The 13,087-nt window shown below is 42.9% G+C and carries 10 protein-coding genes; 2 read left to right on the top strand and 8 right to left on the bottom strand.

Annotated elements, in window-relative coordinates:
* Positions 1-186: 186 nt before the first annotated feature.
* From UYK_RS0106650 to UYK_RS0106620, 7 genes are all read right to left on the bottom strand, one after another.
* Positions 187-1,596: a cobyrinic acid a,c-diamide synthase CobB gene (locus tag UYK_RS0106650; protein ID WP_009458799.1), complete on the bottom strand. Its 1,410-nt coding sequence runs from the start codon at positions 1,594-1,596 to the stop codon at positions 187-189.
* 92 nt (positions 1,597-1,688) lie between these two features.
* Positions 1,689-3,059, bottom strand: a complete 1,371-nt coding sequence (opcA, locus tag UYK_RS0106645; RefSeq protein WP_009458798.1) for a glucose-6-phosphate dehydrogenase assembly protein OpcA — start codon at positions 3,057-3,059, stop codon at positions 1,689-1,691.
* A gap of 135 nt (positions 3,060-3,194) precedes the next feature.
* The gene (gene zwf / locus UYK_RS0106640) at positions 3,195-4,724 is read right to left on the bottom strand and encodes a glucose-6-phosphate dehydrogenase (RefSeq protein ID WP_009458797.1); all 1,530 of its coding nucleotides are present in this window, start codon (positions 4,722-4,724) and stop codon (positions 3,195-3,197) included.
* Positions 4,725-4,832: 108 nt separating this feature from the next.
* A complete protein-coding gene (gene tal, locus UYK_RS0106635) occupies positions 4,833-5,978 on the bottom strand; it encodes a transaldolase (RefSeq protein ID WP_009458796.1) in 1,146 nt (381 codons plus the stop codon).
* A 128-nt stretch (positions 5,979-6,106) separates the two neighbouring features.
* The gene (gene fbp / locus UYK_RS0106630) at positions 6,107-7,159 is read right to left on the bottom strand and encodes a class 1 fructose-bisphosphatase (RefSeq protein WP_009458795.1); all 1,053 of its coding nucleotides are present in this window, start codon (positions 7,157-7,159) and stop codon (positions 6,107-6,109) included.
* Between the two features lie 441 nt (positions 7,160-7,600).
* Positions 7,601-7,879 (bottom strand): RNA recognition motif domain-containing protein, encoded by a 279-nt coding sequence (locus UYK_RS0106625; RefSeq protein ID WP_016871133.1) that lies wholly within the window; start codon positions 7,877-7,879, stop codon positions 7,601-7,603.
* Between the two features lie 500 nt (positions 7,880-8,379).
* Complete coding sequence (locus UYK_RS0106620; RefSeq protein ID WP_009458793.1) at positions 8,380-8,598, bottom strand: ssl0294 family protein; 219 nt, start codon at positions 8,596-8,598, stop codon at positions 8,380-8,382.
* Positions 8,599-8,898: 300 nt separating this feature from the next.
* Here UYK_RS0106620 and UYK_RS27150 point away from each other — a divergent pair, with 300 nt between their 5' ends.
* Together UYK_RS27150 and UYK_RS27525 are read left to right on the top strand one after the other, a co-directional pair.
* On the top strand, positions 8,899-9,063 hold the full coding sequence (locus UYK_RS27150) for a zinc ribbon domain-containing protein (protein WP_167539724.1): 165 nt from the start codon (positions 8,899-8,901) through the stop codon (positions 9,061-9,063).
* Between the two features lie 5 nt (positions 9,064-9,068).
* Positions 9,069-9,191 (top strand): hypothetical protein, encoded by a 123-nt coding sequence (locus UYK_RS27525; protein ID WP_016871132.1) that lies wholly within the window; start codon positions 9,069-9,071, stop codon positions 9,189-9,191.
* 98 nt (positions 9,192-9,289) lie between these two features.
* Here UYK_RS27525 and nrdJ read toward each other — a convergent pair whose 3' ends face one another.
* Entirely contained in the window at positions 9,290-12,814 is a 3,525-nt protein-coding gene (gene nrdJ, locus UYK_RS0106610; RefSeq protein WP_016871131.1) for a ribonucleoside-triphosphate reductase, adenosylcobalamin-dependent, read from the bottom strand.
* Positions 12,815-13,087 lie beyond the last annotated feature (273 nt).

The following is a 13,087-nucleotide window of genomic DNA, read 5'->3' as shown; positions in this document are numbered from 1 at the left end:
GCACCATCTATCAAAGCAAGGAGGCATTGCTGCGGGAGTTGTCTCTCTCATTGGTCAATTACCAACCTGAAATATAGACTATTTAATGATTTTAAACATATTTAGCTACTTTTTTCGTTTAAGTCCCGTTAACGAACACAGATGCACACCGATTAACACAGATAGATTATCAGTATGCATTTTTGTTTATCTGTGTACCGGAAGTTCTAAACAACGTTTTAAAAACCTCTCGGGAATTTCTGTATACGCCCCCCAGTGCATGTGAATATAAGAGGCGTGAAGGTTGAGATATGGTGAATTATTTCCCCACCCTTCATACCCTGTAGATTCTTCAGTATCAAAGCGGTAAGTTTGAAATAGTGGCTGCTGAAAATTGGACGTTAAATAGGAACGATGGAACTCATGTCCACAAACTGTTGTCCCTGCACTTACTAATAAACTATCTTCTAAAACAACAGCGCGACGATATCCTAAAGTTAAACGCCCACTCATAACTGCGGTTGTGGGTAAAATTCCTACCATCGACCAAGATTTACCTGCAAAGTCGACAATTTGTTCACATAAATACATTAACCCGCCACACTCAGCAATTGTAGGCATTCCTGCCAAAATGGCTGTCTTAATTGCTGCTTTAGTTTTAGTATTTTCCGCAAGTTGTTGAGCAAATACCTCTGGAAACCCACCACCGAAATACATGCCCTGTATTCCTTCTGGTAGCCCGGTATCTTCTAAAGGACTCCAGAAAACCAACTCTGCACCTAGTTGTTGTAACAAATCTAGATTGTCTTGGTAGTAGAAATTAAAAGCGCGATCGCGTGCCACAGCAATTCTCACCCTACCCCAACCCCTACCTTTTGTAAGGGGAGGAACAAGGGGTGGCGTTTCCCTAGAGACTTGTAATAAAGGTAACAACCTTTCCCAGTCAAAGCAAAGATCACCCAAATCAGCAAGTCGGTCAATCAAAGCATTGATTTGAGGGAGTTCGGCTGTGGGTACTAAGCCAAGATGGCGGTCAGGAATGGTAATGTTATCTTGGCGATGCAATACACCAAGAATCGGTAATTTTAGCGGTGCGAGAGCATCCTTGAGTAATTGCAAATGGCGATCGCTACCCACACGATTGAAGATTACCCCAGCTATTTTAATTCTGGGGTCAAAGGAACTATAACCGTGAGCGATCGCAGCAACGGAACCAGACAAGCGACTGCAATCAATCACCAATACGACAGGTAGATCCAATAGCCTTGCTATATGAGCAGTGCTGGCATAATCATTTACCCCACCCCAACCCCTCTCCTTACAAAGGGGAGAGGTTACACCATCAAACAATCCCATTACACCTTCCACTAAGGCATATTTCACCCCTTGGCTGTGACGAGCAAAACACTGCTGTACGTAGCTTGGTGAAGTTAATATCGGGTCTAAATTTCGACAAGCACGCCCGGTTACATGCTGATGAAACATGGGATCTATATAATCCGGTCCGACCTTGAAAGATTGTACTTGTTGTGATCGCCGACATAAAGAGGCCAGCAGGGCGAGTGTGACTGTTGTCTTACCCACCCCGCTACGTTCTCCTGCGATAATTAATGACATTGGTAATTGGTAATTGCTAATTGGTAACTGATTTTCTATCCTATTACCTATTACCTATTACCTATTACCTATTACCTATTACCTATTACCTATTACCCTTTCCCTAATTTGAGAATTTGTGCTATTACTGCTAGGCTTTCTTCAAACAGTGCCTCATGGCCCCAGCGTTGCACCTGTTGACTCAGCAGCACTTCTGCTTTTTGTTCTGAAAGGGAAGTTACCTGCTGGAATAACCCAGTTGACTGAGCGCCACCTTGGGTTTCCATCCGCATACAACCGCCAGTTTCGGTACAGATCAAAGTACCGCAGTTAGCCTGGGGATTGGTAGAACTTAAGCGTAAAGCGATCAAGTCACCTGGAACTTCACCGACATCAGCAACGGGGACTCCTGCTAACTCGGCTTCTATTTGCCGTTGGTCGTCAGCGGTAAAGCTAATGCGTGTAATATCGTAATCTCCGCTTTCTTTTTGATAAGAAACCGGATGCCAACTCAAGCGACTTGCCAACCAACCCAAAAACAGTAAGGCTTGGGCGGAGTTGCCTTTTTCATAATCAATGTTAACTCTGTCAATCTCTACAAGAGCAGCACGACGCTGTGGTGGATCGTAAGCTTCTGCTGTTAATTCTTGCCATGCAGACAGGCGACGCCAGTTCAAGTCGGCCAAAGGTAGACCACTTTCCACCAATGCTTGTAAGCTGAGTAAATCTGTTTCTGGCTTGTTGAAATTACAAGAATCTACAATCACATTGTCACACACTGCCGCCAGTCGCTTAAAGAGACTATTGTTGGGATCTGGTGTTGCTTTCCACCACAGAAACTTAGGCAAACCCCCAATCATCAATGCTGGCACCATACCACTAATCCGTTCTAAGGCGGCGGCGGTTCCGCTAAGAGTTATGTATTCGCAGCAGATCAAAGTACTTGATGAACCTTTTTGGATCGGGCAATAGGCGGAGACTTGTGCCTTCACGCCTTCGTCTTCTCCCACCACTGGTAAGAGAGTAATAATACGACAAGGGTTACGTAGAGCAATTTCATCAGCAATTCTGGGACTTGTTGCATCCAAGCTATAGGAACCAGAAGCATTTTCGGCTATTGCGTTACTATAGTGACGTTTGGCAACTTCTTCTCGCAACAGAGTCAAAGTTTCCTCTGTAGCTGTTCCAGTCTCTGTTAATCCATACTTTTTCTGTACTTCCCGTAATGCTGCTTGTGTTTGCGGGCCAGGAATGCCATCAATTGGGCCATTGTAAAATCCCAAAGCTGCTAATAGATATTGAGTTTCCTCTGGTTCATAAACCACCAAAGTAAATGTGGTTGCCCTTGTCGCCGCCGGAAGTGTACCATCTTCGCCAGCAATGCCGTAACTTTGCCAAATTTGATTTAGTTCCGCTTCAATATCTGTAAGCGAAACATCTTTTGGAGCCTGAAGTGAAAAAATAGTAGGAGCTTGGAGAGTCATAGCGATTGAATTATGAATTATGAAGTATGAATTATGAAGTAGGGTAAAAGTTAAAGGATAAAGGTGTTTTCCCTTTCCCCCTTGCCCCCTTATCCCCAGAGGGGACCCGAGTTCCCCCTTCCCCTTTCACCTCTTCTACAATCTCCGCCAACGGCGACCATCTCTGTTGATTAATAATTCCGCTTCTACGGGTTCCCAAGTACCAGCTTCATACTGGGGAATAGTTGCCGGATCTGTAGGTGCATCCCAAACAGAAAGCGCTGGTGTGACAACCTGCCAAGCTGCTTCCACTTCGTCTCCCCGTGTGAACAATGTTTGATCACCCATCATGCAATCCAAAAATAGGCGATCGTAAGCATCAGAAGTTGCTTGAATGCCAAAGGAACCATAACTAAAGTCCATATCAACCGAACGAGTACGGAAATCTGCCCCAGGCATTTTGACTTCAAACCGCAGAGAAATACCTTCGTTTGGTTGAATCCGCATTGCCAAAATATTGGCGTTCATCTGTTGGGCAGCAGATTGAAACATCCGAGAAGGAACTTCGCGGAAGTGGATAGAAATTTCACTAACTTTTTTCGGCATTCGTTTACCAGTACGCAGGTAGAAGGGAACTCCTTGCCAGCGCCAGTTGTCAACCAAAAACTTCATCGCTACATAGGTGGGTGTTGTGGAGTTGGGATTAACCCCTGGTTCTTGTCGATACCCGGGTACGGGTTTCCCTTTCATCCACCCGGCACTATATTGACCGCGCACTGCTGAAAGGTGGAGATTGTGGATATCTGCAAGACGGGTAGCTTGTAGTGCCTTCACTTTTTCCGTACGGACACTGTCGGCATCCATCGAGTTAGGAGGCTCCATTGCTGTCAGACAGAAAAGTTGCATTAGGTGGTTTTGCAACATATCCCGCAGTGCGCCTGAGGTTTCATAATAGCCAGCCCTGTCTTCTACTCCTACGGTTTCGGCGACAGTGATTTGGACGTGGTCAACAAAACGGCGATTCCACAACGGTTCAAAAATCGCATTAGCAAAGCGAAATACTAGCAAATTTTGAACTGTGTCTTTGCCTAAGTAGTGGTCAATACGGTATACCTGCTGCTCTTTGCAATATTTCTGCACTACTAAGTTAAGGCTCTTAGCAGAAGCTAAATCGCGACCAAAGGGTTTTTCAATTACTAGACGATGTTTGTAGGGGTCATCTAGCATTCCCCCGGTTCCGAGTTGTTTGATTGCTTCTGCAAAGAAGTTGGGTGCAACCGAAAGGTAGAACATCCGATTTCCTCGGGTTCCTCGTTTTTCATCCAACTCCTGCAAAAAAGTCTTCAGCTTTTGGTAACTTTCAGGATTGTCTATATTACCTGAGCAGTAGAATAATCCTTTAGAAAAGTCCTGCCAGAGTTCCTCCGAACCAACACCGCCATGAACCTCTTCCATACCTTTTCGCATTTGTTCACGGAAGTATTCATGGGTCCAGTCTCGACGTGCTACGCCAACGATGGTTGTCTCTGGTGGAATGCGTCTCTCGCGTCTTAATTTATATAGTGATGGCACAAGTTTGCGCCAAGTAAGGTCTCCAGAAGCACCAAAGATGACTATAATTTGGGGTTCGGCCATTCCTTGTTGTTGCAGACCGACCCGCAAAGGATTTTCTAGCAGACTGACCATATGAATTTTAGATTTTAGGTTTGAGATGTTGGGATTTGTTGGTTGTTGGTGGTTAGTTGTTGTTTGGTAGTTTCAAACAACAAACAACAATCACCTAACAACAATTACTTACACTGGTGACAACTGCTTGACCTTTTTTTCTAAAGAATCCATTAAGGATTGGAAGGGCTTGACAAATTTGTCGATTCCTTCTGTCAGCAGTTCATCCATCACTGTGTTGATGTCGATGTTCACGTCTGGATCTTTGAGGCTTTCCATCAGGTTGTAAGCCTCCTCTAGATTGGTTTCCAGCCGATTAGCAACATTGCAGTGATCGGCACAAGCCTCGATGGTTGCTGGTGGTAGGGTGTTAACGGTCTCTGGGCCAATTAACTCATCAACATACATGACGTCGCTGTAGTTGGGGTCTTTGGTGCTGGTACTAGCCCACAACAGGCGCTGCACTTTTGCACCTTTTGCCGCTAAAGCTTGCCAACGATCGCTTTGCACAATCTTTTTATATTCTTGATAAGCAATCTTTGCGTTAGCGATCGCTACTTTTCCTTTAATTGCTTTTAGCTTGGCTTCAACATTGAGATCATCAACGCCTTTGGCTAGTTTGGCATCAATTTTACCGTCAATGTTGCTGTCAATTCGGCTCAGGAAAAAGCTAGCTACAGAAGCAATTTTGCTGATATCCTGGCCTTGGGCTGCCCGTTTTTCTAAGCCGCGAATATAAGCCCAAGCAGTGTTGATATAGCTTTGTACGGAGAACAGCAGCGTAATATTAACATTGATTCCCTCGGATATTACTTGCTCAACTGCTGGTAAACCTGGTTCTGTACCAGGTATTTTAATCATGACATTTTCCCGACCAATTTCTTGGAAGTAGCGGCGAGCCTCAACAATTGTGGCTTCTGTATCGTGAGCAATTGTTGGTGGTACTTCGATGCTGACGTAACCATCCAACCCATTCGAGGCTTCATAAACTGGGCGCAAAATATCACAGGCATCGCGGATATCTTTGAAAACCAGTGATTCGTAGATTTTGTAAGTTGGCAATCCAGCCCGAACTCCGGCTTCGATATCGCGATCATACATGGCATTATTAGCGATCGCTTTTTCAAAAATTGTAGGATTAGAAGTAATCCCACAAATACCTTTATTTTCCACCAAGTCTTTCAATTCACCAGACTTAATAATGTCACGGCTCAAATTATCCATCCAGATACTCTGACCGTAATTTTTTATCTCTAATAAATGATTTGTCGTCATTATTTTTCCCTCCTGCTTGTTCTCTTTTCTAGAGAAATTTGTCAAACCGAGTTAGTTCTTGGTTGTTAGTTGTTAGTTGTTCGGTTGTACTTGCCAAACAACAAACATCAAACAACAACCAACAATTACTAATGCCCGTTCTGAATAAAAGACTCTACCTTTGCGACATCCTCTCTACTACCAATAATCAGAGGTGTACGTTGATGCAGTTTCTTTGGTATTACGTCCAAAATGTTCTCATGTCCGGTTGTTGCTCGACCACCTGCTTGCTCAATGACATAAGCAAGGGGAGCTGTTTCATAAAGTAAGCGTAGTTTACCTTCTGGTTTTTGAACAGTTCCAGGATAAAGAAATACACCACCTTGAATTAGCACCCTGTGGATATCGCTAACCATTGCTCCGCTGTAACGAGCCGTATATCCTTCTGTACGATGAACGTAGCGGATATATTCGCGAATCGATTCATCCCATTGCCAGAAGTTCCCCTCGTTGACGCTATACACTGGGCCGTGGTTAGGAATTTGGATATTCTCTTCTGTGAGAATAAATTCTCCTAAACTAGGGTCAAGGGTAAAAGAATGAACGCCTCTTCCTATAGTATAGACCAGCATTGTACTGGGGCCATACAGGATGTATCCAGCAGCAATTTGCTTACGCCCTGATGCTAGTAAATCTTTTGCCGAACCATCAAGATCTTCCCCTTCCTGTTGACGAATCGAGAAGATAGAACCCAAACTTAAATTTATGTCAGTATTGGATGAGCCATCAATGGGGTCATACAAAAGAGTGTAGCGACCAATCGGACAGTTTTCGGGGATATAGTATGGATTTTCCATTTCTTCAGAAGCCAAGCGGCATACTAATCCGCTTTGCTTGAATACCGCGATAAACACATTATTAGCGTAGACATCCATTTTTTTCACGGATTCACCTTGGACATTAGTCTCACCTGTAAATCCGAGAACACCTTCCATTAAACCAGCGCGACTGAGGTGACGGGCAATGAGTTTGCCAGCCAAGGCAATCCGATTCATCAACGCACTTAAATCCTGGGCCTGTGGCGAAAAAGTCTGGAGTTGTTGCAGGACGTGACGGGATAAAGTAGTACAATCACGATCTAAGCTGCGCTCTGCTGTAGCGTCTTTGATAGACTGCTCTAAAGATTCTGCCGCTTTAGTCATTATTTTTATCCTCCATAGCAAATAGCTATTTATTGGGTTGCTCCCGTGCCTTGCAACTCGTGGTTGCTGCCTCTATCTTAGAAAGTTAATTTGACAATTCAGATGTGACTTTAGACAAACTAAAGAAATCAACATTTTATGGCTCTCAACTAAGGTTATTTGCTTATTTGAAATGATGTTGCCAGGAAAAATTACCTAGTCTTACAAGTAATCTAAATTTATTGACAATACACCAGTCATTAGTCAGAATGACTAATGACTATTCACAAAAAATAAAATAACTGACTGGTCGCGATCTTTATTAGAAGTCACAACTAGTCAGCTATTTTGCTACTACTGGCTTTGAGTCGATTTATTGCTTTTTAGTTACTTGCCGTAACTTATACCTTGCCTAAAAAGTAAGCAATTTGCTATCATGGTTTCTCATCGATTTAAAAAAAATTACCTTTTCGCCCAACTGCTACCTCGTCGGTTATCCTCCCTTGGTCTTGCTTTGTTGACTTTGAGTTGACGACCCATCCACTCAGCGCCATCCAATTCTGTAATCGCTGCTTCTTCTTGGGTGTCTTCATTCATTTCCACAAACGCAAACCCGCGCAGTCTACCTGTATCGCGGTCAGTCGGTAATACAACTCTTTTAACCTGGCCGTATTCGGCAAAAACAGCTTTCAAGTCTTCTTCGGTAGCGCTGTAGGAGAGATTGCCAACGTAAATAGTCATTTGGATCACGTAAGTCTCAATTGGAGGCGGCAAATTCAGCTCAAAAGATAGTTAATAGGGACGAAAAGAATTTCGTTGGGTCTGATTAACAATGGCGGATACCATTGCTGGTAACCAGCCAATCATTCAGGCTAAATTTTCGCGTACGCTCATATGATAACCGATCTTGACATTTTTTAAAGTATGGGATTTTACAAACCCCTTTAATTTCAAATCAGTCTCTCTTATATGTGGAGTTTGGCTTATGGAAAAGTGGGTTTCGTTTGATAATCATTCATGCTTATTGAATTAAATATACCTATTTGTGTAGATGCGGGATTTGCCTATTTCTGAATGCGAAAAAATAACACCTGTGGGCTAATTGTTGTCTACACTACAATTTATCTGAGATCGCACTTAGCCTACAAAGTATATTTAGATATTAACTATCATTAGTTATTTGTCATTTGTCGTGATGCAAAACTTTAGAGTAAAATGACCAATAACTAATGACTGCTTTTTTATTCAATCGTGATCGATTGAGGGCCACTAGGCTTACCGTTGTTTTGTTCAACTGTAGAAGTTGTATGAATATTTGAGCCAGTCTGTTGATTCAGCCAGCTTTTAACAGGATCATCAGCAAGATTGAGTCGCAGTACCCCTGAGAAGAAGCCTCCCATAAATGATATTGGATGCTGGGCTAATTGTTGAAAAATAGGTGTCAGTTCATCAACAAACATATTTATAGTCTCCTAGATTGCCTGAATCATTGTCATACAATGTGACTTTTACTTAATCGTAGCGCGTGAGATCAAAATTTTTAGGAAGGAGAAAAAGTATAAATGCTTACCTTCATTATTATAGTAAATTTGACTTGATAGAAATGCGATCGCATTCATCTAACACCCCCAGGAGACTCCCGCCACAGCGTCAGCTTGGCGGTGAGAGGAATAGGGACGCGCGAGGAGTTTCACCCCTGAGTCTAGTTGTTGCGTAGCCGCAACAGACGACGGGGTGAACGACGAGTGAGTAAATGAACTTTGGGGCATAGCGGTTATACCTATGTAGATAGATTTTTCCCTAGTTCTAACAGATGTTCCAACTGCGGGTACATCAAGCAAGACTTAACACTTGCTATTCGTGAGTGGGAGTGTCCAGAATGCAAAAGTTTTTGGGACAGAGACATTAATGCTATGCTGCCCTGAATCTGATGCTGTTCTCTGAGTCAAAAATACCCTTGGAAGAAGGGAAATCTACGCCTGAGCAGCTAGTTGCAAGACTAGGGATGAACCCGGATACAGGTTCAGGACAGGAAGCCACAGGTGCAGCGTAGCGGAACCTGTGGTACTTCACAATCTCTCAAAATTACAAAAATAGGAAGAAGGCAAGCAATCTAAATTCTTCCTTCTTCCTAGTTACCAGGTTAACTAATTAATTAGGATTTTCCTCAGGCAACATACACTTATCGGAATCACAGCCTGCGGGTCCAACTTCCATTAATTCACCGAAATCATAACGACTCAATGCGGTGTGAAAATCATGTGTTTGACGGCGCATTTTTACTTCTTGCATTAGCTTCTCATACTGCTGTTTTGTGATTGGTTCAAAAGGCAAACGTGGAAAAGTTTGATGATCGTCAAACCGTGCTAAAAGAGCAGCACTGATGTATCCTTCATCGTCACGAATAGTTTCGTATATACGAGTTCCCAAAGCTTCTATTTCTTGCTCTCGCAACTCAATCGTAGCAGAGGTGTTATGTGTCACATAAAATTTCTGTACTTGCATATAGAAATCCATTTGAGATAAGGCGCTAAATTTACTAATGTCAACTTCATCAGCACCTGGTAAATCCGCCCAAGGTACGGCGACAGGAATTTCCACCAACCACTCACTTACCCTAGAATCAAAGGGATCATTTAACAAATTACCCTGTTCATCCTTATCAGATTGAGAAGGTATGACATTATAACCATAGTCAATACATGCTAGGGCTACAGGGTCATTTTTGCGGAAGGTGATTCTGCGAATAAATCTTTGGGCTTTGGGAGGATGCCATCCTGGAGAAGCACCAGTCAACAAAGATTTAGTGCCACTAGGTTGGACTGTGGTGCAACGATTTGGACGCTTAAGATTGTGCTTTGCACAATAATCCCAAACAACTCGATGCACAATATCTTTCCACGTACTCAAATATTTTTCTTCTTGACGCTTAAATGCCAATCCTTGAGCAGTATTTGGTCTTCCTTGGGCCCACCAATGTAACCAATCAACCCCAAAAGCATGAACAAAAAAATCAAATAAACCAGTGAAAGAAACGCCGACAATCGGGTCAAGTTCACGGGCTTCTTGATAGCGTGGTTCTTGGAATTTGTGATGCAAAAGAGCAGCTACAAATAATGCACCCGCAGTAAAAGCTTCTTCCTGTTCTTTATAGTTATGTGGGTCAATTTGATTGAGATGTACCTCTGACAAATTACAGTGGAAGTTACTACCAATAATTTCACCACAGGGATTCAAACCAAATCTAGCCAAACGATGTTCCAGTTCACGCTCATCAAGGTTAGGATAGTGTTCCTGCAACCACTGTTTGGCAGTACCTTGTTGATAAGCTTGTAAAAATTCAGTTTTCAAGCTGGCGGTAGACAGTAAATCACAGTTAGCTCTGGCTACAGCTTCTCCAGCCCATTGAATTGCACCTTCACCACTGTAGTACTGTTTACGAACAGCATCAACACATTCTTCTAATGTTGGTTTGGAGTGAAAAACTCTGGTATGGTTCGCCATGCGCAGTGAATCCCGTTCTGGATCAATACGCCAGTTACCGTTTTCATCCTGCTGCCAGAGGTTTGCTTTGGCATCAGCAAACAAATTATCATCACTGTTGCCTTGACGCATCCCAGCGCTGTTATGTGTCAGATAACCATCACAGTAGAAACAATGAGCTTCTTCGACTTCAATGTCGTAAGTTTGGACATAATCGTAACTGCCTAGTCCTTTGACTGTAACGGGAATATCCAGTGAAGTATCCGCCTCAGCAACGTAGCGTTCATAGTTGGCATCAACAGAACAAGAACCCTCAAATCCCATTTCCCGCATTTCACTGTAAGTGTAAGCTTCCCGCATAATTGTTCCTGGCACGGTGAAGCCATACATTTTCAGTCCTTGTTTGATTTCTCCTTTGACGCTGTGGGGAGCTATCAAAGCGTTGTAACGCTCTTTTAATGCTGGAATTGTGAGGTTGTATTTAGCTTGCCATCTCTTTTGTTGAGGATAAACAATGTTAATTCTACCGGCAATTCCTAGACTGGATAAAACTGTTGCAACTTGCCTAATAAATGAGCGGTAAACTGTAGTGATGAGGTGAGGTGGGCGGTTATTAACAGCACCGTCACTATCCATCAATCCTGCTAGGTAGGCAGCTCTAATATCTACCGAACCCTGCAAGATAAAATTAGGAACTTGCAAAGGAATATTAGGCTGCTTAATGTAGCGATAAAAATATTCTGCGAAGCGAATAGAGGAACAGATGGATTTAGCAGTATTTTCGCCTTTGACACTGGTGTGAGTTGCACTTAGTCCAAATAAAGCCAATGCTGCATCTATTTTTGTTTGAATTCTAGGTAGAAGTTCCCCATACTCGCCGTTCATTGCCCATTCTACGCGACCATAGGGCTTTCCATACTTGTTACGACCAAGAGCAATATAGCCCTGGGCGTGGGTAAATCCAATCAACCAAGCAATTTCCGGTGTTAGATCAGGAACAATAAATGATTTGACATTTCGACTTTGAGTTGGTCTTTCTTGTGTAAAGTCAGGGGGTAGGTGAGTTACTTTACCAGGTAAGACTTGTGTATTGTGTAATAGGCGATCGCCTTCTACAAGACTTGCTATTGGCTTCCAAGTAATTCCCCCTTTAGCATCTGTAAGAACTGCTTGTCTGTGGTTTAAAGTCCCTCTGGGATAAGTGGCATTGGTTTCTATCTCATAAACTTCCTGAAAGCCTTGATCAAATTTATCAACCACTCGTCTGAATCCCAAGGGAGTTTGTACTAAGTCACCTACTTGGATATCACGTATGGGAACCAGACCTTGGAAAGTATGAACCAAGGCATCTTCAGGTAAACAGCGTCTGATATTACCTGCAACAATTGTTACAGCAGCTTCGTCAATTAACAGACAACACTCTACAGAATTTAATTGACGCCCTACTGCTTTATTGAGGATAGAAGCGCAGCGCTGATACAGTCCAGGTAATTTTACGGGATTAGCAACACCTCCAAAGCCGTTGAGAACTTCTCCAGCTTGGCGTACATCGCTGATATCAACAATTACTTGTACTTCTTGTGTAAATCTTTCATCAGTAGAGAGTTCCAGTAAACTCTGATATGATTGCACCCAGCCTTGGCGGCTGTCTCCTACATAGATGGTAACGCGGTGAGAATCTGTATCTATTTTGACTTCTGTAAATTCACGCCGTTTTAGACGAGGAGTAAAACCAATTTCTCCCTGTATAGTTACATTTAAACGATTACGAATAGGGGGCAATTGGTTGATGTATTTTGGTTCTAAAACTGCTCCAGTACCGCAGCCCATCATCGCCAAGTCCATAATTAAACCGAAAGCACTCCAGTCCTGGAGGTTGGTAGAAGTGCAGTTGTAAGCACCAGAAAAATTCTGTGGCTTGGCTATCCAGTCTGTACCACCAACCCACAACCAGCGACCACTGGGTAAAGCTTTCAAGTTACGCTGCATCCGCTCGAGAATTTCAACCTCTTGTGGTTGCAGTTTTCCTAAGTTAATTAAACCCCCTAAAGTGCGATCGCATACCTGCTCCCATGTCTCCCTTGTTTGTGCCTCTCTACGGCGGCTGTAAGTTCTAAAAAACACTGGGTAGGCCGCTGGGGCTGTTTCTGGAAAGGTTGCCAAAAGGCGTTTTCGTTCAAGCTCTCGAACCATAAATCAAGCCTTGTTGCTCTCTAGTCAGATTAAGACTATACGTCAACTAGTCGCGGGGGTCAAAGGTTGAAAAAAGGATCAATTTGCGCTAAGTTTATCTCCACGAGTAATTCTCAATCTTGATAAGCTCAATTGTGTGTAATATCCCCAATATAAAATAATTAATATTTTCAATCTTAACAGCAAATTTCAGAACTTAGGCATTGACAGGAATTTGAATATGTGTATTTAAGCCTATCTCTTGTCCTAGCTGTTGTAGAATAAAGTCACAAA

The organism is Fischerella thermalis PCC 7521, from assembly GCF_000317225.1.
In the GTDB taxonomy this organism is placed as follows: Bacteria; Cyanobacteriota; Cyanobacteriia; order Cyanobacteriales; family Nostocaceae; genus Fischerella; species Fischerella thermalis.
The sequence above is the reverse complement of the archived record's forward strand: the minus strand, read 5'-3'. Positions and strand labels throughout refer to the sequence as shown.

Excerpts from the sequence above, each read along its gene's own strand:
- UYK_RS0106650 (WP_009458799.1), bottom strand. The coding sequence starts at position 1,596 with ATGTCATTAATTATCGCAGGAGAACGTAGCGGGGTGGGTAAGACAACA.
- fbp (WP_009458795.1), bottom strand. The coding sequence starts at position 7,159 with ATGACTAAAGCGGCAGAATCTTTAGAGCAGTCTATCAAAGACGCTACA.
- UYK_RS27525 (WP_016871132.1), top strand. The coding sequence starts at position 9,069 with ATGCTGTTCTCTGAGTCAAAAATACCCTTGGAAGAAGGGAAATCTACG.
- zwf (WP_009458797.1), bottom strand. The coding sequence starts at position 4,724 with ATGGTCAGTCTGCTAGAAAATCCTTTGCGGGTCGGTCTGCAACAACAA.
- nrdJ (WP_016871131.1), bottom strand. The coding sequence starts at position 12,814 with ATGGTTCGAGAGCTTGAACGAAAACGCCTTTTGGCAACCTTTCCAGAA.
- opcA (WP_009458798.1), bottom strand. The coding sequence starts at position 3,059 with ATGACTCTCCAAGCTCCTACTATTTTTTCACTTCAGGCTCCAAAAGAT.
- tal (WP_009458796.1), bottom strand. The coding sequence starts at position 5,978 with ATGACGACAAATCATTTATTAGAGATAAAAAATTACGGTCAGAGTATC.
- UYK_RS0106620 (WP_009458793.1), bottom strand. The coding sequence starts at position 8,598 with ATGTTTGTTGATGAACTGACACCTATTTTTCAACAATTAGCCCAGCAT.
- UYK_RS0106625 (WP_016871133.1), bottom strand. The coding sequence starts at position 7,879 with ATGACTATTTACGTTGGCAATCTCTCCTACAGCGCTACCGAAGAAGAC.